At 42.7% G+C, this 21,401-nt stretch carries 15 protein-coding genes; 12 read left to right on the top strand and 3 right to left on the bottom strand.

Annotated elements, in window-relative coordinates:
* Window positions 1-358 precede the first annotated feature (358 nt).
* The 3 genes from CLV99_RS05735 to CLV99_RS05725 are packed head-to-tail and all read left to right on the top strand — an operon-like array spanning window position 359 to window position 6,490.
* Window positions 359-3,703: a SusC/RagA family TonB-linked outer membrane protein gene (locus CLV99_RS05735; protein WP_133583518.1), complete on the top strand. Its 3,345-nt coding sequence runs from the start codon at window positions 359-361 to the stop codon at window positions 3,701-3,703.
* Between the two features lie 10 nt (window positions 3,704-3,713).
* Window positions 3,714-5,078, top strand: a complete 1,365-nt coding sequence (locus tag CLV99_RS05730) for a RagB/SusD family nutrient uptake outer membrane protein (RefSeq protein WP_162850033.1) — start codon at window positions 3,714-3,716, stop codon at window positions 5,076-5,078.
* 2 nt (window positions 5,079-5,080) lie between these two features.
* Window positions 5,081-6,490, top strand: coding sequence for a TlpA family protein disulfide reductase (locus CLV99_RS05725; RefSeq protein WP_133583516.1), 1,410 nt, complete (start codon window positions 5,081-5,083; stop codon window positions 6,488-6,490).
* A gap of 58 nt (window positions 6,491-6,548) precedes the next feature.
* Here CLV99_RS05725 and CLV99_RS05720 read toward each other — a convergent pair whose 3' ends face one another.
* The 3 genes from CLV99_RS05720 to CLV99_RS05710 form a co-directional block, all read right to left on the bottom strand.
* Window positions 6,549-6,869 carry a hypothetical protein gene (locus CLV99_RS05720; protein WP_133583515.1) on the bottom strand — a complete coding sequence of 107 codons (321 nt, stop codon included), beginning with the start codon at window positions 6,867-6,869 and terminating at the stop codon, window positions 6,549-6,551.
* A gap of 229 nt (window positions 6,870-7,098) precedes the next feature.
* Entirely contained in the window at window positions 7,099-7,584 is a 486-nt protein-coding gene (locus CLV99_RS05715) for a MauE/DoxX family redox-associated membrane protein (RefSeq protein WP_133583514.1), read from the bottom strand.
* Between the two features lie 18 nt (window positions 7,585-7,602).
* Complete coding sequence (locus tag CLV99_RS05710; RefSeq protein WP_133583513.1) at window positions 7,603-8,466, bottom strand: hypothetical protein; 864 nt, start codon at window positions 8,464-8,466, stop codon at window positions 7,603-7,605.
* Window positions 8,467-8,625: 159 nt separating this feature from the next.
* Here CLV99_RS05710 and CLV99_RS05705 point away from each other — a divergent pair, with 159 nt between their 5' ends.
* The 9 genes from CLV99_RS05705 to CLV99_RS05665 all read left to right on the top strand — a co-directional run bounded on the left by CLV99_RS05705 (window position 8,626) and on the right by CLV99_RS05665 (window position 21,401).
* Window positions 8,626-9,303, top strand: coding sequence for a hypothetical protein (locus tag CLV99_RS05705; RefSeq protein WP_133583512.1), 678 nt, complete (start codon window positions 8,626-8,628; stop codon window positions 9,301-9,303).
* A gap of 170 nt (window positions 9,304-9,473) precedes the next feature.
* The gene (locus CLV99_RS05700) at window positions 9,474-10,544 is read left to right on the top strand and encodes an alpha/beta hydrolase family protein (RefSeq protein ID WP_133583511.1); all 1,071 of its coding nucleotides are present in this window, start codon (window positions 9,474-9,476) and stop codon (window positions 10,542-10,544) included.
* A gap of 43 nt (window positions 10,545-10,587) precedes the next feature.
* Window positions 10,588-11,184: an RNA polymerase sigma factor gene (locus CLV99_RS05695; RefSeq protein ID WP_133583510.1), complete on the top strand. Its 597-nt coding sequence runs from the start codon at window positions 10,588-10,590 to the stop codon at window positions 11,182-11,184.
* Between the two features lie 24 nt (window positions 11,185-11,208).
* On the top strand, window positions 11,209-12,324 hold the full coding sequence (locus tag CLV99_RS05690; RefSeq protein WP_133583509.1) for a FecR family protein: 1,116 nt from the start codon (window positions 11,209-11,211) through the stop codon (window positions 12,322-12,324).
* 57 nt (window positions 12,325-12,381) lie between these two features.
* Window positions 12,382-15,765 carry a SusC/RagA family TonB-linked outer membrane protein gene (locus CLV99_RS05685; RefSeq protein ID WP_133583508.1) on the top strand — a complete coding sequence of 1,128 codons (3,384 nt, stop codon included), beginning with the start codon at window positions 12,382-12,384 and terminating at the stop codon, window positions 15,763-15,765.
* A gap of 12 nt (window positions 15,766-15,777) precedes the next feature.
* Complete coding sequence (locus CLV99_RS05680) at window positions 15,778-17,187, top strand: RagB/SusD family nutrient uptake outer membrane protein (protein ID WP_133583507.1); 1,410 nt, start codon at window positions 15,778-15,780, stop codon at window positions 17,185-17,187.
* A 4-nt stretch (window positions 17,188-17,191) separates the two neighbouring features.
* Entirely contained in the window at window positions 17,192-17,665 is a 474-nt protein-coding gene (locus tag CLV99_RS05675) for a hypothetical protein (RefSeq protein WP_133583506.1), read from the top strand.
* A 52-nt stretch (window positions 17,666-17,717) separates the two neighbouring features.
* Complete coding sequence (locus CLV99_RS05670) at window positions 17,718-19,304, top strand: Type 1 glutamine amidotransferase-like domain-containing protein (RefSeq protein WP_133583505.1); 1,587 nt, start codon at window positions 17,718-17,720, stop codon at window positions 19,302-19,304.
* Between the two features lie 18 nt (window positions 19,305-19,322).
* Window positions 19,323-21,401 (top strand): S9 family peptidase, encoded by a 2,079-nt coding sequence (locus CLV99_RS05665; protein WP_133583504.1) that lies wholly within the window; start codon window positions 19,323-19,325, stop codon window positions 21,399-21,401.

The raw sequence follows: 21,401 nt of genomic DNA, 5'->3' as shown, positions 1-21,401 counted from the left end.
GGGTAGGAGAGATTGCCACGTCGTTTTTCACTACGTGCAAGACATCCTCGCAATGACGATTGTCAAAACGTCAAAGCCCATTTCTGGTACCGGCCTACAGTACAACGATTATACTATAGACTGATATCAACTATTTAACTTAACACTTTAAATATAGAGATAACTTTCTATTGCTACAAATTTGTTTGTATTTCATATTGTATTTTCGGTACAAGATGGAGGTCGGTTCTTGTATAATTCTTTTGAAATGCCACATCGCTAGCGCAAAACCAATTATTAACAGCTCCAGTGGCATTCAAAAATCAAACTGATTTTTGAATCTGCAATGGTGAAAACTGTTGCATAATTGAACCAAAAAATGAAACATTTTTTTAGGATTGGGAGAGAACTGTCCTATGGGCAGGGCTATGTCTGCCTGATAAAACAAAATAAAGATAGATTGCTTCGCTGCGCTCGCAAAGACGTGTCGCGTATATTAATGATTTTCTGTGTGTTGTTTAGTGGCGTTTTGGTTTCTCCTGCTTTCGGGCAGGAGGCCACTGGCCTAAATCAAACGGTGCTTACAGGTGTGGTTTCATCTATTCAAGATGGAAAGCCTATCGAAGGGGCTTCGGTCTCTGTAGATAAGAAGCATACGCGCACGGATAAGGAGGGGAGGTTTACGATAAGTGTAGACAAGTCTGCAGGGGTATTAACTTTAAAACATATCGGATATAAAGAGCAACGGGTTGCCTATGAGAATACGTCTACAACATTAAATATCGCCCTACAGACTGGTGAAAAACAGATCGAAGAAGTGGAAGTGGTATCTACAGGATACCAGAAGATACCAAAGGAAAGAGCTACGGGGAGCTTTGAGCATATAAATAGGAATCTGATCGAACGCACTGTCGGAAAAGACTTTTTAGGACGCTTGGAAGGAGTAGTACCTGGGCTCAATTTCAACAACCAGACTTTTTCATCTTCGCAAGGTAACAAGGACTTCTCGATCCGAGGTACAAGCACGCTGTTCGGACAATCGCAGCCTTTGGTGGTATTGGATGGTTTTCCGTACGATGGAGATCTGAACGGCATCAATCCGAATGATATTGAATCTATCACGGTATTAAAAGATGCTGCAGCAGCATCTATATGGGGCGTACGTTCTGGTAATGGTGTAATTGTTATCACATCTAAAAGAGGCAAGCGGAATCAGGCACCCACAATCGGTTTTAATACCAGTATAAGTCGTAGTAATAAGCCAGACCTATACAATAGCCCTTATTTTATGGATGCACGTGCTTTTATTGACTTAGAACAAAGGTTGTTTGATGTAGGATTTTATAGTGCAGACATCGCTACGGGATATAACTACATGTCTCCAGTTGTTCAGTTATTGGCTTCATCCGCTAGTGCTAGCGAAAAGGAATCTTCATTGGCAGACTGGGCAAAGCGGGACGTACGAAAAGATTTGTCGCGTTATTTTTATCAGTCATCAGTACAGCAGCAGTATGCTGTTGATTTTAGAACGGGTGGCAGCTATGCGGACCATATTGTGTCTGTTGGGTACGATAAGGGACAAAGCCCACAAGTAGGTAATAGGGATAATCGATTTACAGTAGGAACGGAAAATACCTTTTATCCTTTACACGGATTGTCGTTGTCTTTAGGATGGCGGTCTGCAATAAACAATCAGACTAATAATAGTTCCATTCCCGATTTTAATCAAGGTAATGGAAAGACAAATACGCTCTATCCCTATGCTCAACTGGTTGGGGAGAATGGTGCAGCTCTTCCCATAGCGTACCGCTATGCATCTGGCTTCGTGAAGGATCTGTCGGGCAAGCTTCCTTTTGATCTCGACTATGTACCACTGGAAGAGCTCAATATGCTAGATAATACAGGGCGTATCCGCAATCACCGCTATAATGTAGGGATAGAATACAAGACAAATAGCGGATTTACGGTCGATGTGAAATATCTTAGGGAGCACCAGTTAAATAATAGGCGCAATCATTATCAGGAGGATACGTTTTATGCACGTGACTTGGTCTATAGCTTTGCATCGGGCATAGGAACAGGTAATCCATCATATAAGGTGCCTTGGGGAGGGGTACTGCAACTGTACGGTACAGAGTTGGTAACCAATAGAGCGAGAGCGCAGATGGCCTATAACGGTTATTTTGGTAAAGGTCTAAGGCTTGACGCTCTGACAGGAGTGGAGGTGAGTGATGCTGTAAGCGAAAGTACTTCAAGTACCCGATACGGATACAAAGAGGCGACAGCTACGCAACAATTTGTTGATCCTACAGCTTTCTTTCTTACCAATCCCGGAGGGCAATATAGTAAGATTCCTTTTCTACTGGGGTTGGGGAAATCCACGGACAGGTATATCTCTTATTATTTTAATGGGGCTGTTTCTTATTCAGATAGATACGTGGCATCACTGAGCGCCAGAGTGGATAAGTCTAATCTCTTTGGCGTGAGTACCAATAATAAGGCAGTGCCCTTGTATTCTTTGGGGCTGCTTTGGAATATGGATCGGGAAGAGTTTATGCAGGAGCATTCTTGGATATCCAATTTGAGGCTACGAGCCTCTTATGGATACAATGGGAATATTGATAAGACGGTCACAGGTGTACTCACCACCCGTAATATGGATGGCTTTGCCAATATCTATACAGGCGAGAGTTATGCAACAATAGCTAATCCAGGGAATAGAAACCTCCGTTGGGAGCGTATGCGAACGGTAAATCTGGGCTTGGAGTTTGCTCTCTTAGCTAGTCGACTGAGCGGTAAGGTCGAATTCTATGACAAGCGTGGGACTGATCTGATCGGGGATAGCCCACTGGCACCATCTTCGGGATTGACCATATACCGGGGCAATACAGCAGATATAAAAGGACAAGGTTGGGATATAACATTATCCGGCTCGTTGGTTGATAGGGAGACATGGCGCTGGAGTACGGATCTGATATGGAGTGTAAACCGTGATCGTGTCGTGGATTATAAGGTGAAGCAGTCGGTCAATAACTACATGAATACAGGAAGTGGTAATATTTATATAACGCCACTGACGGGCTATCCCATATACTCCATATTTGCATATGAGTGGGCAGGGCTAGATGGATCTGGCAATCCACAGGGCTATCTGGACGGGGAGGTGAGTTCTGATGTGAAAGCTATAATTGCACAGACGACTATCGATAATATGCACCTCGTAGGGACTGCACGACCAACGTCCTTTGGCTCATGGAGGAATAACCTACAATGGAAGAATCTCGGACTATCGTTTAATATAATCTATAAATTAGGGTATTACTTCCGTCGCGAATCGATAAGCTACCCCTCGTTATTCTCCAGTTGGGCCGTACATAGCGATTATGACAAGCGCTGGCAGAAACCTGGAGACGAGTTAGTGACAGATGTTCCTGCAATGACCCTACCACCTTATGATAGTAATAGAAGCTTGTTTTATCGGTTCTCTACCGCTCTGGTAGATAGGGCTGACCATATCCGTTTACAGGATGTCAGGCTATCGTATTCCTTCTCACCCCGATTGAATAAAGCACGAACTACTCGAGTAGAGTTGTATGCTCTTGCTAATCAGATCGGACTGATCTGGAAGGCTAACAAAGCAGGACTAGACCCTGATGTATATCAATCTTACGGTGTATATCGCGATCCATTTACCATTTCCTTCGGTACACGTATAAATCTTTAAGATCATGAAAATGAATAGTATTATATACGTAATGGTCTCGGTGATCATTATGCTGGCTTCATGTTCGAAGCAGGATGAATTCTTAGCAGCAAAGACCAGTCAGTCTTTAGCAGTGCCCGCTACACTGATGGAGTATTACGCTCTATTAAAGCAAGAAGAACTTTTTAACAACAATGAATCTGCAATGGGGACACTCACCGCAGACGACGATTTTTATATAACAACGGACATTTGGAAACGTGCCCTTTTCACCACGGAGCGAAATGCTTATATCTGGAAGGAAGATGTCTATGAAAATGAAATAAGAGACATAAGTGGATGGTCTGATACATATGCTAGAATTTACGTCGCGAATGCTGTGCTAGAGGGTATCACCGCCATCAAGTCAGATGATATAGCGCTGTTTAATGAGATAAAAGGAACGGCTCTCTTTTTTAGAGCCCTCGCTTTTTATAATCTGATTCAGACATTTTGTATTCCTTACGATGTGGAGACTGCTGGTAGGGATGCAGGTATAATATTGAGGCTTTCTCCGGATTTAGAAAGAAAGGATGGACGAGCTAACTTAAAGGAATCGTATGATCAGGTTTTTGCAGATCTTGATGAAGCGCTAACGTTATTACCTGTTCAATCATCGGTAGTGACACGACCTTCTAAAGCTGCCGTCCATGCACTGTTGGCAAGGATCAATCTGGCGATACATCGATTTGAGCCAGCACACGACCACGCTGTTGCTGCTTTAAAAATTGGTCCGGCGCTGACGGACTTTAACACATTGACTCCGACGATATCAGTCATAAGCACAAAGCCTTTGGAGGAGTGTTTATTTGTCACCTCCTTAGTCGGTACGACTTTTACATCGCGTCGTAACGCAATAATAAGCGACCAGTTATATGGCATGTACGAGGTTAATGACCTTAGAAGATCTAAATACTTTAATATAGAGACGAATTCGCTACGATTTCGTGGTACATACGACATACGAGGGCAGAAGTTTTCTGGACTGGCAATGGACGAGATATACCTGATTGCAGCGGAATGTCTAGCTAGGAGGGGTGATACAGATGAGGCTTGCAGCTACTTGAATCAATTGTTGCGAAAGCGATACCAGACCAATACCTATGTCGATTTTCTTTCAAGCGATAAAGAAGAGGTGGTGAGCAAGATTTTGGAAGAGCGGAGAAAAGAACTCGTATTTCGGGGCATCCGATACACAGATATCAAGCGGTATAATAAATATGATAAGAAGAATATCATAATAAAGCGAAATATAGACGGCATCGAATATATTTTGGAACCAAATAGTAACCGATATGTATTTCCAATTCCAACGATAGAAATAGAATTAAACAATATACCTCAAAACTTACGATAGAAATGAAATATCTAAAATATATCACAATCCTCTTCTTGTTACATAATTGGATTGATACTTCAGCACAACAAGCCGCCACAATCGTTGTGAAAGGAGTTATCACAGAAGAGCCTGTAGATTCTATTTATCTAGAGGTCATGGTGCCAATGGGAACATGGTCATTCCCTAATTCAAGTAGACTATATAAAGCTGCATGGAAGGAGCAGGGGACAGAATTCAGGGTGGAGACATACGATCAACCAGTATATTTTTATTTAAAGTTTGGAAGTAGAGTAGTCGCTGGGAATTTAATTGAAACTAATGATAGGCTAGTTGTTGAAATAATCGGAAATGAATTAAAGTATTCTGGATACGGCTCTTTTAAGAATAGTCTTGCAGATCGCTTTCGTGTAATGAGTCAGTTGGATATGAATAAATTAAAATTGAATGATCCTAAGATTATTAAAAATGAATACGAGATTCAAGACGGTACAACCTTATTAAAAATAGAACAGCTAAACTCAGCTAAGGATAGTCTATCTGATATACTCTATTCGATGATGTTAGCTGATTTGATTGGAGAGAATTATAATAAAACAACTTATGTAACAAAGTATATTCGAGGAGGCGAAATGTCTCCATTTATAGGTGCTTTAAAAAAGTATCGTATTCCAAGGCTCATCGTACAAATAAAGAAAAAGCTTCTTAAAAGTGAAAATGCTGCCTTTTCATCAAGATTTACCGCATCATTAGTTCAAGAGTATATGTTTAATTCATTTTTTAAAAAGGGATTGCCTTTTGATTACAGTCAAACATTTAATCATTTTTTAGAGTTGCCTGAAGGTCTTTTAAAAGAGAGAATACTATTTTACCTAATTTATAAAAACAAAAGACTTAACGATGCGATCTTAAGTATAGAAAAGGGGAGACATCATATTCATAATCCATTATTTACCGAGGTTTTACAAGCACTTGGCAAGGCCTATAGTAAAAAAACGTCGTTACAGAATTACAGTCTAGCAAATGTTCAAGGGGAAAAATATAATCTTTCAAAATTAAAGGGAAATGTAGTGGTCATGGATTTTTGGTATACGGGCTGTCCTGCTTGCCCTGAAATGGTGCCACACCTTTATAAGCTAGAGCAAAGGTTTCAAGGGGAATCTGTTAAGTTCGTTAGTGTAAGTATTGACAAAGATGGCGACAAATGGACTAAAAGTGTAGCCTCTGGGCTATATACAACAGAGGAAGGTCTGCATCTATACACGGGAGGAGATGGTGGTACACATCCATTGATAAAGGATCTTTTTGTTACAGCCTATCCCACACTTCTAGTGTTTGACAAAGAGGGGACTATCACGAGAATACCGAGAGATCCGAGGTTAGATGATAGGCAAGATTTAGTCGAACTAATAAATGAATTACTTTTTAAATAGATAAAGAAAGAGGGACTATCACTAGGATAGCCCCTTCTTCCTCAATAAGATCTAATCCTTATTGATAGAGTTTTCCAGCCCCATTTTCTACAATATAGGTACCTGGTGCTGGCATAGCATTCGGTGCCGGTGTTGTAGGAGAATTGGAAAGAATACTACACGCACCAGTCGGTGCAGGATCACAAGTCAATCCTACCGGATTGGCTGATTGCCAGTGAAAACTTTCACCATCTTCACCTAGTATACCATAAAAGCGGTATGGGTATTCTTGTTCGATTTTTGCCGTTTCAGCGGCTTTGAATGACATAAATGTCAAACTTCCAAATGCAATCGCTAAGGCTCCCAAAGCCATTGCATAATTTTTGATGTTTTTAAGCATAACACTAAAATTTAGTTTTTATAGTTTCTTTCTTTTTATTACCCTCAGAAAGATCAAAAGGGAGAATGTTATCCAGACCGACCTGCCTTTTGGTTCGATGTCCCAAGCCGTATCTATTAGATAGTCGTAAAGGTCTTTTGGCCGACACGCCCTGCACACAGTGACCTAGTCACCGGGATTCGTTGTATTACCTGTTATCAAGTTATCCTGTTATCAAGCCTGTTCCGACTTAAGTCGGGGTTGTCGTGTTAAGAAGTTCATCCTCGGCATCCGTCTTACAATCCTGTTTGAGCTGTTCTTTGTTCCATTTTGTAGATAGAATATAGCCTGTAATACTGATGATCATAAAAAATAGATTGAACCAGAGGTGCTGCATCCAACCCATACCTGAGATAATGAGTCCACAGGCACAGGGCAATTTGCCCCAGGTACCGAGCAGCGCTAAGCCCACATAGCCTGTAAATGCAATCATCAATACGGAGGAGAGCAGCATCCCCAGCCTGCGGGATCGGTCGAATACCAGTAGTACCGCTGTCGTGATCTCTAAGATGGGTAAGGTATAGATCAGCACCAAAGCAAACGTATCGCCAAAAGGCTGCTGGAGCATACTGCTCTGGAACGCGTCAAAGTTTATGAATTTGTCCATACCGACGGGGATCCAGAGCAATAGTAGCGCTAGTGTAATACTGTTTGTGATATATGCTTTAGTTTTCATTGTCTTGTTGTTTTAATGTTATAGGTCAAAATCATACTGATTAAGCGCTTTGATATCTTCAATCGTAGGCGGATAGCCCAGCGGAAGCCTATCATAGGTCAGGCAGTAGCCGATCACTTCGTCGGGAGGCAGGCCGTTTTCTATTTCGGTCAGCAGCTGGTTCAGTATCTCCAGAAGATTTCGTTTTTTCGGCTTGTCACTCGTTTTTTGCATTCGAGTGGCGATCTTATGATTGATCCATAATCCGGAGAGCTCATCGTTGCGGTAGCGCCAGTCTATACCCTGCGTGCAGAATGCCCCGATAATAAAGGCGTAAAGCACGCTTAGGTCGATATAGAGTAGTATATCTGCTCGCGCTGCTGTGGGCCGAAAGGCTTCTGGGGTCATGATGATATCCAGATCCAGTTCTATACCGAGTAGGTAGCTCTGCTCTTCTAGGTCGAGGTCGTCGATGAGATAATAGCTGTAGGGAGCACCGGCTTTAAAGAACAGCCCATTGGTGCTGAGTTGTAATATCGCATACTCGATCAGGTAGATCAGCTCGGTCTCTGCACTGAAACTGTTACTGGCCTGCGTGGTAAAATCGATCTCGTACCGGTTTTTGCTGATGTACTGCTGCGATAGTGGACCGAACTTCCCTTTATAGGCCGCAGCTACGGTATCATAGCTTTGGTATAGCGCTTCGCGCTCGCCATCGACCACCTCAAAAGGGAAGTGGTAGGGGCTGTTGGCCCAGCCCTCTGGCGCTAGCCTGTCGACTAGACTATCGGTGTCGCTGTAGAGCAACCGCATAGCCCGGTACAGTATGTTGTTATCTAGATATGTTGTTTTATGTTCCATTGTTATCAAATTATTCCCGACGATGTCGAGCCTGTGTTCCACTACGCATGTTATCAAGCTAGGCTTCTCCTAGGCTATCAACATCCGATTGTTTGTATAATCCAAAGTTAGAGCGAATAGCAACGCAGACACGTGTCCTAATCCGACTACTTGTGTGTTATAATCCGACTTTTGTGCTGATTTATAGTTGTTTATTGGCTTATGTGGTTTTTGTTTGGTAATTTAAGGCAACAAATCAAGCCTTATGAGATGAGTTATCAGGTCAATACATGGGTGTGGGTATTGCTTTCCGCTAATCGGAAGCTCGCATTTGTATTGGCGGTACGGGAGCATACCGTGGTGGTCCGCTATTACGATGTGATAGGACATAAGCTCTACGCCAATCGGGAGGTTTTCAGTAAGCGCGTAGTGGTGCCAGCCAATTTGGAATGGGAGCAGCTGGAGAAGCTGCCCTGTGGCAAGCGCCCGCTCGCCCTCAATAGGGCAAAGATGATCGTAGCGACCAATATGATCTTTACGGATAATGCGAAGCGGCTCGAGCGCAGGGTGTATTACTGCCGTCGCTGTCGTGCCTTCCATACGACAGCACAGTTTAAACTACCTATCGCATTTATTAAGACACTGGCCGAAAATCCCTATCAGAGTGACGGTTATGAGAACTACCTTAAGATAGGTCATCGCAAGCGGGTATGGTACTGGTGGCACCATACGCTAGGGGTTAGGATACCCTTTGGTCTGTTCGAGAGGATTATTGCCGACTATGAGTCTACACCCGATAAGGCCATTGTCCGGATTAAGTTGGACCCGCTGGCGTTTATGCACTTTATGATGCTCTTTCTGTACAAGGACCGGTCCAAACGTACCGGTATGGATGCCTAGTATTTGGTATGGACACAGGCATAGGCAAAGGGTGCGTGCCGTTAAAATCGACTTTGCACAACTACCTTTTTGTTAAATAAAAAAACTTTAAATTTTTATTGCCCTAAAAGAACTTGAGTTCGTCATAAAGGAAAGTACTAATTATTAACCATTTTATGATGAATACAATAATGAGAAAAAAAATTGTAGCGCTATTCATTTCGATCTTTTCTCTTTCCATGGTTTTTGGGCAAGAAGCAGCGTTGTCTGCAGAGATAAAGTTGTTAAATGAACGACTATCAAGTTTGTCTTATTCGTTTGATCAGTTGTCAAAACGAATTGAAGATAACGGTTGGTATGACAAGTTAAGTGGGGTGGCCTATGTCGATAAGGTGCGCATTACAGGCCCGGCAGCAGTTTCTAAAAGCAAGACAGCAAAAGGTGCCGGAAATCCCCTGATCTTCTGGTCTTATGTATTTATTCCAAAAGAATTTAATCCTGCTAAGAGCTATCCATTGATCGTCTTGGTCCATGGTGGCGTACATGGCAATTTTGGACTGAATAATGATCATATTGTAAAAGAGTTCCTGGCGCAGGGGTATATTGTAGCAGCTCCGGAGTATAGAGGGAGTACAGGGTATGGAAAGAAGTTTCAGCAACATATAGATTATGGTGGTCTAGAGATAGACGATACCAAATCCTGTAGGGATTATATGGTCGAAAACTACAGCTTTATCGATAAGAATAGGGTCGGCGTAGTAGGATGGAGTCATGGCGGATTTCATGCACTGCACAATATATTCAATTACCCGGAAAGTTATACAGTCGCCTATGCCGGGGTACCGGTCAGTGATCTGATTATGCGCTTAGGGTATCAGGACAATAGTTATAGAAGATTGTTCTCGGCCGACTATCATATTGGCAAAGAAGTCGCCCAGGATGTGAAGGAATACCGTCGTAGATCCCCGGCATTCCAGGCCCATAAGCTCCAGACTCCTTTACTGATACATGCCAATACAAATGATGACGATGTACTTATAGAAGAGGTCGAGCATCTGATAGCTGCGCTGAAGGCCAACAATAAGAAATTTGAGTATGAGATATATGATTCGGTACCGGGCGGGCATCATTTCGATCGTATAGATAGTTATAAAGCAAAAGAAGTGCGTTTAAAGGTCTATAAATACCTACAGAAGTACTTAAAGCCCAATAAGCCTTTTGCCTCGCTTTCGGAATTGATGACTGCTAGTTATCTGCCGTAGGAAATCAACAACGTTTATTTATATTTGGAAGCATACCTGTATTATGAATATAAAATCCTTGGTTGAAAAGCTGAAAAAAGGAGATCATCAGTCTTATATGAAGATTTATGACTGCTATTTTAAGCCTATACATCAGTTTATCTTACGTTACGTCCATGCGGAGTCTGTGGCAGAGGATCTCACACAGGATGTTTTTGTCAAAGTATGGGAGAAGCGGGACTATTTGGACAAAGTAGATAATTTCAATGCTTATATCTATCGTATAGCAAAAAATCATACCCTGGATTATTTAAAAAAGGTATCTCGTCTTGAATTTATGCCCGATGAGATTCTCAAGGAGTTTAGGTTCTGTAGCGACGAGGTAGAGCTATTTGTAACCAATCAGGAATATTTCCATTTTTTAGATGCGTATATGGCAAATCTGCCGGCCAGATCACAGCAGATATTTGTGCTGTGCAGAGAGTTTGATAAGAGCTACGACGAAGTGGCAGCGGAACTGTCGATATCAAAAAGCACGGTAAAGCATCATATGGTGGCCACTATGCGTAAGCTATCTAAAGAAATCAAACAGAAATTTAAAATCGATCGATTCAATTCGTCACATATTATACATTTTTTTAAAATGTTTTTACCCTTCTAATTGGCATTATCGTCTTATTTATAAATGAAGATAGAAGACACATATTACAGAAAGTTAGTAGATGGATATCTCAATAAAACACTGACAAAAAGAGAATTGACCATATTCTTTGATCTTTTGTCTAAGGGAGAGTTGGATTTCTATCTCGAAGAAGATATGATCAGTAATTTTCCGGAAGAGCCCAAGCTGAAAAGGCAGGTGGTCCTATCGAGGAAGACCTGGTTTGCGGCGGTGGCTGTGCTGCTCCTGTTCATCGGATTGTCTGGCCCATTGTGGTTTTCCAGAGAAAACATGGAGGAAATCTATGTCATGCCGAAAAGTTCGATTAAAGCTGGGGGCAACCACGCTGTTCTGACGCTTTCGGACGGGCGTGAGGTTGTGTTGGGAGGAGATAGTAATACGGAACTTATACAGGATAATGAAGTTAATATAGCCAATTCCGCAGCAGGTGTGTTGAAATATGACTTCAGTAGCTTATCCTTGGATAAAGCGTATGCGGATAAATCGGAGGAAAAGACAAACTGTATAAAAACGCCAAATGGTGGAACTTATCAGATCATTCTGTCGGATGGTACCAAAGTATGGCTCAACTCCCGTTCGTCGATTAATTTCCCCTTAGTATTTGACAAAGGTGAAAGAGTGGTGGATATCGAAGGAGAGGTTTTCTTTGAGGTGGCCAAAAATGAACGCAAGCCTTTTATCGTCCGCACAAAGTCGCAAGAGATAAAGGTGCTTGGTACTTCTTTCAATGTCAATGCCTATAAGGATGAGCCATTTGTCCGGACGACACTGGTTACGGGCAAGATTAAGTTAAAGACTGCTGATCAGTTCTTTTTCCTGGAGCCAGGAGATGAGCTTATTAACTACGGTGAGCACAGCACGTTGCAAACGGGAGATATAGACCAAGTACTGGCGTGGAAAGAAGGGTATTTCAAGTTTGATAAAGTAGATCTAAAAACCTTAATGAGGGAAATAAGCCGGTGGTATAATGTTTCTGTAGATATAGATGCACAACTTGAAAATGACCGGTTTGTCGGTAAGATAAAGCGTTCAGAAGACCTGGATAAAATGATATACATACTAAAAGAGGGGGGATTGAACATTCGCTTAGTAGACCGCACTATTATCGTGCGGAAATAATGGACCAACATTTTGGTTGGTATTTAATGACATAATTATAAACCTAATTTACTTTTTATGATTCCAAAGTTTAACTTAAGGCAGATTCTTCTGTCTTCACAATGGAAGAACAAGATGTATAAGCGCTTGATTGCTGTTGCGCTTATAAGCCTGTCTCTATCTCCATTATATGCTTCTATTATAGGATTTACATTTAAAAAGAAAAATGTCACTATTGAGGCTGTCCTGAAAGAGCTTGAAAAACAGACTTCTTATAATTTGTTCTACAAGTTTGAAGAGGTGCGTATGTTAAAAAAAGTAGATGTTAATTTTGTTAACGCTCCGCTTAAGGAGGTCTTAGATCAATTGATCAGCAGTAATGGGCTGACATACTCCATAACAGACAATACTATTATTATTAAAACTACGGTATTGAACAGTCCGCCGGTAAAAAATAGCACAGGTGTTTTACAGACAGGGATTATCAGAGGAAAAATCAGCGATAGGACGACTCAGGCTCCGCTTTCAGGAGCGACATTAAAGGTGAATAACAAAAGCCAGCAATCCAATAATAATGGCGAATTCGTCCTGAATAATGTCAAGCTAGGGGATAGAGTGGAGATCTCTTTTACAGGGTACATCGCAAAAACTATTACATTGTCTGATTTTAATGATCTTGATGTGGCATTAGAACTTGACTATAGTAGTCTGGATGAGGTGGTTGTAACGGGGTATACAGTTCAAAAGAAAAGAGAGCTTACCGGTGCAATATCATCATTAAAAGCATCGGATGTCGCGGGGTCTTTGGCCGTGAGTGTAGATGGTGCGATGCAGGGACGGATGTCGGGCGTCAATGTGCAGTCAAGGGTAGGTGTGCCCGGAGCAGCCATAAAGGTGGAGGTAAGGGGACCCGGATCTATTTCAGCAGGTACGGAGCCTTTGTATATAGTGGATGGTCTCATTGTAAACAATAATAATGTGAGTAATACGGTATCTACTAACCCGTTGGCTAATATTAACCCGGAGGATATCCTAACTATCGAGGTGCTGAAAGACGCCGCCGCCGCGTCTGTGTATGGTGCACAGGCGGGTAACGGGGTGGTGTTGATTACAACAAAGAAAGGAAAGGAAGGTCGAGCAACGATAGATGTAGGATACCGTGGGGGAAATGTAATGCCTATTAATCTGTTGCCATTGATGAACTCGCAGCAGTATTTGAATGCACGTTATGAAGCACTGAAGAATAAGAACCCCAATCAGACGGATGAACAGATCTGGAAAACAGTCTTAACACAATCAAGATTGGATGTCAATATGAACGCAAATGATATTGCGGCCTTAGAAACTTACGATTGGCAGAAAGCGGCTTATACCGGAGGTGGAACTAACAAATTTGATTTAGCGGTATCTGGAGGTACGAGCACGAGCAACTATCGTTTGTCCGGAAGCTGGGAAGATACGGAAGGTAGTATTATAGGATCGGACTTTTCGAGAGGAACGGTTAATATGAACTACAACAACCAGCTATCCAAAAAAGTAAGTGTACAGACCAATGTTAATCTTTCGGCTATTAACCAGCATGGTCCATTAGGAGCGACGGGCACGACAACACAGTTTTCTTCGCCGAGTTATGCAAACCCTATGATTCTTCCGTTTCTTCCGATCTATAACGAGGATGGAAGTTATAATTTTTCTTTGGCAGGTTTTCCAGGGACATTTACCCGCAATACGTTGCATTCTACAGCGTTGAACGAATCCCGCGAGAATAATAACAGTTTGTTTGGCAATATACAGATCAATTACAGGATTTTAGACAATCTTACCTACAAAGGAATGGCAGGTATTGATTACCGTGATATCTCCGCCAGACAATACTATGATCCAAGAAGTATAGATGGAAATGCCAGAGGAGGAATTCTGATAGAGTATACCGACGAGCCTATTACATTTACGACTACACATACGTTGCAGTACGCACCGAAATTAGCCGATGGACATTCGCTTAATAACTTGTTGGGGACAGAATATCGTAGTTTTTCTAATCAGGGCGGTAACGTAAGGGGGGAAGGGTTCCCGAATCATTTATTTACGGAATTGGCTTCAGCTGCAGTCATTGTATCTGCTACATCACAGTGGACAGGTGTAAAGCGAATGGGGAGTTTCTTTCAGAGTAATTATAACTACGCCGATAAATATTTTGCATCCGGTATAATCCGTTATGACGGGTCATCGCGATTCGGAACGAATTCCAAATTTGGCTTTTTCCCGGCCATTTCTTTAGGATGGGATATGGCGCAGGAGGACTTTATAAAGAATCAGGCTGTGAATCAATTGAAGCTAAGGTTGGGTTACGGACAGACGGGAAATGATCAGATCGGTAATTTTGCCTCGCGTTCGCTTTATGGTGGCGGTATTACCTACAATGGTTCCGCTGGTATTCAATCCAATACTTTGGGGAATAGTGAGCTGAGATGGGAGAAAAATGTAACGACAAACCTGGGCTTGGATTATGCTTTTTTCAATAGTAGAATCTATGGTTCTATCGAAGCGTATCATAGGCTTAGCAAAGATTTACTGTTAGACAAACCGGTGGTATGGGCTGGAGGATATAGCCAGATCACACAGAATCTAGGAGAAGTGATCAATCAAGGGCTGGAATTTGAAGTTGGAGCGGTGGTCTGGAATAGAAATAATTTCAAATGGACCTCCAATTTTAATATCTCATTTCAGCGCAATGAGGTGACCAAGCTTTATGATGATGTTACCTTGCTGCCAGGAGACAATTCCGTAATGGTCGGACAATCATTACGTACCTTCCTGCTACCTCAGTATGCAGGGGTGAATAGTGCTACGGGAAGAGCGGTATGGTATGATAAAGAGGGCAATTACTCGTATAATCCGGGTACCATGGAACTGGATTCCTATGCGCCTCATGGTCTGCCCAACGAGTTGCCCGACTTTTACGGCGGCTTTAACAATTTGTTCGAATACAAGGGGATTTCGGTAGGGATATTCTTTCAATACGATTATGGAAGGGTACTGTATGACAATTTTGCTAGAAACCTGTCGAGAAAAGGGGATTCTCAAATTAATGGTATGGCTTGGTATTATGATAACAGGTGGCTATCGGAAGGGCAGATTACAAGTGTCCCCCGGCCTATAGACGGCGCAGCAGAAACGAACAACGCGAGAGGAGATCTGGCTTCAACACGCTATCTGCAGGACGGGTCTTACATCCGGTTGAAAAACATCAACCTGGGGTATCAGTTGCCGAAAACAATAATCAGCAAAGTTGGATTGAAACAGGCTCGCGTGTTTATGCAGGGGAATAATTTGTATACCTGGACGAAGTTTGCAGGTTATGATCCAGAGTTTTATGTAGTAGGATCTAATACATCTTCTAATGTCGGTGTGGTCCCTACAGCCAAGTCGTATTATTTCGGAGTTCAATTAAGTTTTTAAAGAAAGATAGTTATGAAACGCAAATTTCTAGTTTCCATTATATGTTTAGGTTTGTTCTCCTCCTGTGAAAAACTGTTAGAGATTAATCCTAAACAGTCTATTGATTCATCAATAGCACTTACTTCTACAGAGGGGATATCAGCGGCACTGACCTCCGTATATGCGCGTCTACAGCACTACACGCTGTATGGTAGGGATTACCTTGCGCTAGCGGAGGCATTATCGGATAATATGGTTCATACGGACAACTCGTCGCATTTGAGGCCCGAAGCAACGAATACCCGTAATGCACACTTATCAGGCTGGCAGATGGCTTATTATGCTATTAATCAGGCAAACCTGATTATCGATGCTCTGAATAATGGCAGTTATGAAACCTCATGGAAGGCAAATACATTGGGACAGGCGTATTTCTTAAGAGCCCTATGCTACCACGATCTGATGCGTGCCTATGCTTATGATCCTACGGCAATAGTGGATGCTTATAATTACGGTGGGGTACCATTGATGTTGGTTGGTGTAGACGATGTAGGTAAGATCGCGGCATTAGAAAGACCTGCTCTAGAAAAAGTATATGATCAGATATATACAGATCTGGATTTAGCACATACCAATCTTACAAGCTCAAACTCGACCTCGGTTCATCTGGCGACCAAAGCAGCGGTCAGTGCCTTATATGCTCGGGTAGCATTGTACAGAGGGGATTATGGAAAGACGGTTGAAATGGCAACAAAGGCACTAGGGGAAACCAATGCGGTGTTTTCAAGTCAGGCCAATTTTCTGGCAGACTGGCGTAAGGAGGTACACCCCGAATCTATATTCGAGCTGAAATTCAATATTTCTGAAAATATAGGTAGCGACCGTTCACTGCGCTCTACCTATACCAGTAGAGCGACTTATGATGCTACCGCTTTTTCAATTCAGGCGGTATTGGCAGTAGATCCTGCCTTTTATACGAGTTATACCAATGATGATGTACGTCGTGGTCTGATAAGGCCAGGAGTGGGTAAAAATGAGCGGTTTTTAGAGAATTATAAGTTTATATCCAAAAGTGGAACATTGGGGCTCGATAATGTTCCGATCCTTCGTCTTTCCGAAGTGTACTTGAACCGTGCCGAAGCACTGGCCCGTCAGCGTACGCCTGATGGCAATGCAGCTATGCAGGACCTCAATAAAATAAGAAATAGAGCCGGACTTCCATCAGTGACACTCGCTGGAGAAAGTCTGATCAATGAGATCATGCTGCAGCGTCGTTTAGAACTGGCTTTTGAGGGGCATCGTTGGTTTGATCTGAAAAGAACAGGAAAGGATATCGTCAAAGGCAGTGGAACGATTGCTTTTACAGATTATCGTATCCTGGCTCCGATTCCTATCCGTGAAACGATAGCCGACCCTATATTGAAACAAAACTTTAACTATTGATATCATGCGTACTTCAATTATAAAACTAAGTATACTTTTAATAAGTATAATCTTTATCTCCTCGTGTCAGGAAGACTATAACGAACGTTATTTGATTAAAGAGAATAGTATAGAGCTGGAAGATGCGATTACGACAACACTGGTGCCAGGGAAACCATACGGTATAATCAAGCGAAAAATTGGTGCTGCCAGCGCGGTGACTTTACAGGTGAATATGTTTGGCGTTCAGCATAATCAGGATCAGTCTTTTTCATTCCGTGTCGTCGAGGATGAAAGTACTGCAATAAGTGGTAAGGATTATCTGTTGCCCAATGGCAATACTTTTATAATACCTAAAAATAGTAATAAAGGCTTTATTCAGATCAACGGTGTGCCGTCCGGGGTAGGGAAATCCTTACTTGTATTGGAAATACTGGGCAATGAACAGATCAAAGTTGCCCAGAACTATAAGCAGATCGCTATTGAATGTCAGTACTAGATAGAAGATTGAAACAGAAAGGAAAAATGCAGTTTATTGATTCGATGGGCATATGAAGTTTATATACATAGCATGGTTGCTCGGTGCAGTAGTGTTTACTACACCGGCTGTGGCTCAGGTAGATGATGTGCATAGTCATTGGACGGGGACCTGGCAGACTATGGGTCCACCAACCGGGACATTGATGATTATTGGAGGTGCTGCTTCGGAAGATAACTATGATTATTTTATGAGCCTGGTGGGTGATCCTGCTGCTTCGATTGTTTTTATACCTACTGCGGGAGATGTCGTTGACGAAACCAATAGTGCTTATCAAGGGCTGGTCAAGGCGGGAGCAACGAATATCACTATACTTCACACAAAGAAACGTGATGTGGCTGATAGTGAATCTTTTGTTGCTCCTTTGAAAAGTGCACGGGCTGTTTTTATAGGAGGGGGATTTCAAAAGCGTTTGGCGGAGGCCTATCTTAATACATTGACCCATCAGTTGATGTTTGAGGTCTTAGCCAAAGGGGGCGTGATTGCAGGCAGTTCTGCAGGGGCATCTATACAAGGTTCGTATCTATATGGCGGAGGACCTGAACAGAAGATGGGTTTTGGTTTTATGAAGCAGTCTATTATTGGCCAGCATTATATCCGTCGGAATCGTATGGGGAGCATTGCTAAGATATTGAACCAGGAGGTCGGTTTATTGGGCTTTGGTATAGATGAAGCTACGGCAGTGATCGTGAAGGGTGATGTATTAGAGGTCGTAGGAGAAGGGAAAGTAGCTATGTACAATCCGATGAGGAATGGATATACAACGGATAGTCCGCAGGAATATCTGTTCTCGGGAGACCGGTACGACGTTCATTTAAGGGAGATTATACATCGTTCTCAGGTATTGTCGGAGTCTGTGTGGACAGCGGATCAAAGAGCTGAGCTAATGGAGCGGATCAATGGAACCACTGGCAGAGGCTCCTTTGCTGGAAAGGTGATGATTTATGGTAGCCATAAACTGACGGATTCGGATATCGGATTCTTTCTTGAAAAGCTTAATAAGCCTGCTGCCAAGATTGTCGTTTTATCGACAGGGAATGACGCGCTGCGTACAGAAGGGCTGGATCTGGTCAGGCAGCTCGATCGGCTAGGTGGACAACATGGGGTGCTTTTGCATACCATAAACAGTGCTAAGGCGAATACGGACGATATTACCGCACTACTAAAGGACGCTGATGCGGTCTGGATAGACGACACGAGGAGCTGGCAGTTAGCCGATACGTATCTGTATACAGCAGTGCATAAGGAAATGTTAGATCTACTACAGCGGGGAGGGGTTATTACAGGTAACGGAGCAGGGGCAGCGATGTTGTCGGCCCGGTTATTCGGCGAACCTGAGAAATACGGTTGGCACTACGGATTTGGTTTTGTTAACAATACCATGATCGTCAGACCCGATCAGGATCAGAAGTCGTTGGGACAGATGAAGGCTGTTTTAAAACAGAATAAGAGGTTAAAGGCTATTATTTTGAATGAGGATTCGAAACTATTAGTAGAGGGAGGACGTCTTCGTCTGTTAGAAGGAAAACCTATATTTGTATATCATGCTGGAGCTCATAAAACAAAGATAGCAGTAGGCAAGGATATTGTATTGAACTAACTATAACTTACCTAAATTATGAAAACGAAACTATTTTTATCAATCTTGCTATTTGGAATGATGATAGTCGCTGCTTTTCCGCAGAATCGGGAATTAGCAAGACTATTGTCTACGCCTTATATCGGTAAAGTGGTAGGGGCCTCCAACGCGAATGTGTTAGCCTTCACGGTAAATGAAAGGGGACATCGGAATATATACGTCGCGGAAGGAGCCAATGATAGGGTTAAGAAGCTAACGAATTTTGATAGTGATGATGCGCAGGAAATCACCAGTCTGTCGATTACCAGAGACGGCAAATGGATCGTATTTGCACGCGGCGGAGATCACGGCGCTAATAGTGCTCCGGTAGCTACCAACTCGGCATCTTTTGTCGACCCTACGAAAATAGAGGTTTTTAGTCTTTCGGTTGCGGATCAACGTTTATGCAAGATAGGTATAGGAGATTTTCCGGTCCTTCATCCGGATCAGACTTCCGTATCTTACTTTCGTGCCGGACAGGTATGGACAGCTTCTCTAGACGGAGAGAGGGCGGCTAAGCAGTTGTTTACTATAAAAGGGACAGCCGGCAATATGCAGTGGTCGCCGGATGGAACAAAATTAGCGTTTGTATCCCGGCGCGGTGATTATAGCTTTATAGGGATATATACTACATCGAATCCTAGGATACAATGGATAGGGCCTTCATTTCATGCGGATAGTTCTCCGCAGTGGTCTCCTGATGGGCGTCATATTGCGTTTGTGCGTCGGGATGCGGCTGGTGGTGCTTTAGATTCATTAACGTCTTTTAACTACGAAGGCTGGTCGCTTATGTTGGCATCTATTGATGATGGCATAGCGCATGAAATCTATCGTGCACCATTAAAAAAGGAAGCAACTTTTCCGCGTATCTCGGGACAGGTTAATTTGAGCTGGGTACATCAGCGGTATCTTACTTTTATGTCTTACGAAAGCGGATGGCCACACGTATATCGTCTGGAAATAGGTTCAAACGACGTAAAACAGCTTACCAAAGGAACTTTTACGGTTGATAACCTGAACTACAGTGCTGACGGCAAGGAGATTGTCTTTGCTGCGAATGCTGGGAAGGACAAGTATGATTTTGAAAGATCGCATATAGGAAGGGTAAATGTAGAGTCAGGGAAACTGGAGATGTTGACTGAAGGAGAGGAGATTGAAACTGCTCCTTTCTACTTTAACCAAGGGCAGTCGATCGGTTTTTCATCAAGTTCTTTTAATAGAGCGGTACAGCCAAAAGTGTACCTGTTGAAAAATGGACAGTCGAAATTGATTGGAGCGGAGCTTTTTGATGCTCAGGGGGATGTTTTTGTAAAACCGCAACAAGTCTTTATTACGGCCGAAGATGGCATACGTTTTAGTGCACAGTATTTTAAACCCGACCAAAAAAATAAAGATCTGCCCGCCTTAGTCTATATCCATGGCGGCCCCCGTAGGCAGATGTATCTCGGCTGGCACCATATTGATTACTATTTTTATGATTATACCGTCAATCAGTACCTAGTTCAGCAGGGGTATGCCGTATTATCTATCAATTATAGAATGGGTACGGGGTATGGTTTTGACTTTCAGCATCCCCGGTCTGCAGGCAACCTGGGGGCTTCCGAGTATTTGGATGTATTGGCTGCAGGTAAGTGGCTGAAGCAACAGGCGGATATTGATCCTTCCAGGGTAGGTTTATTTGGAGGCTCATATGGAGGCTACCTGACCGCCATGGGCTTAGCGAAAAATTCGGATGTATTTAAAGCAGGAGTAGATATACATGGGGTGCATAATAGAGAACGCAAACAGAATCCGGCTCAATATGCGCCAGATTTTGAGTTAGCAACACAGCTCAACTGGGAATCCTCGCCTTCAAAGTGGGTAGACTCCTGGCGGTCCCCAGTGCTGATCGTACATGGTGATGACGACCAGAATGTGGCATTTTCGCAGAGTATAGATTTATACAATAGACTCAAAAAGCAAAACGTGGACGTGGAAGTGCTGGTGCTCCCCGATGAAAACCACCATTGGCAATTATTTGAAAACCTGCTGAAGGTAAAGGAAGCTACCGTAGATTTTCTAAACCGTAAACTGAAATAA

This window comes from Sphingobacterium yanglingense (assembly GCF_004363245.1).
GTDB lineage: Bacteria > Bacteroidota > Bacteroidia > Sphingobacteriales > Sphingobacteriaceae > Sphingobacterium > Sphingobacterium yanglingense.
This window is presented reverse-complemented; position numbering and strand designations above follow the sequence as displayed.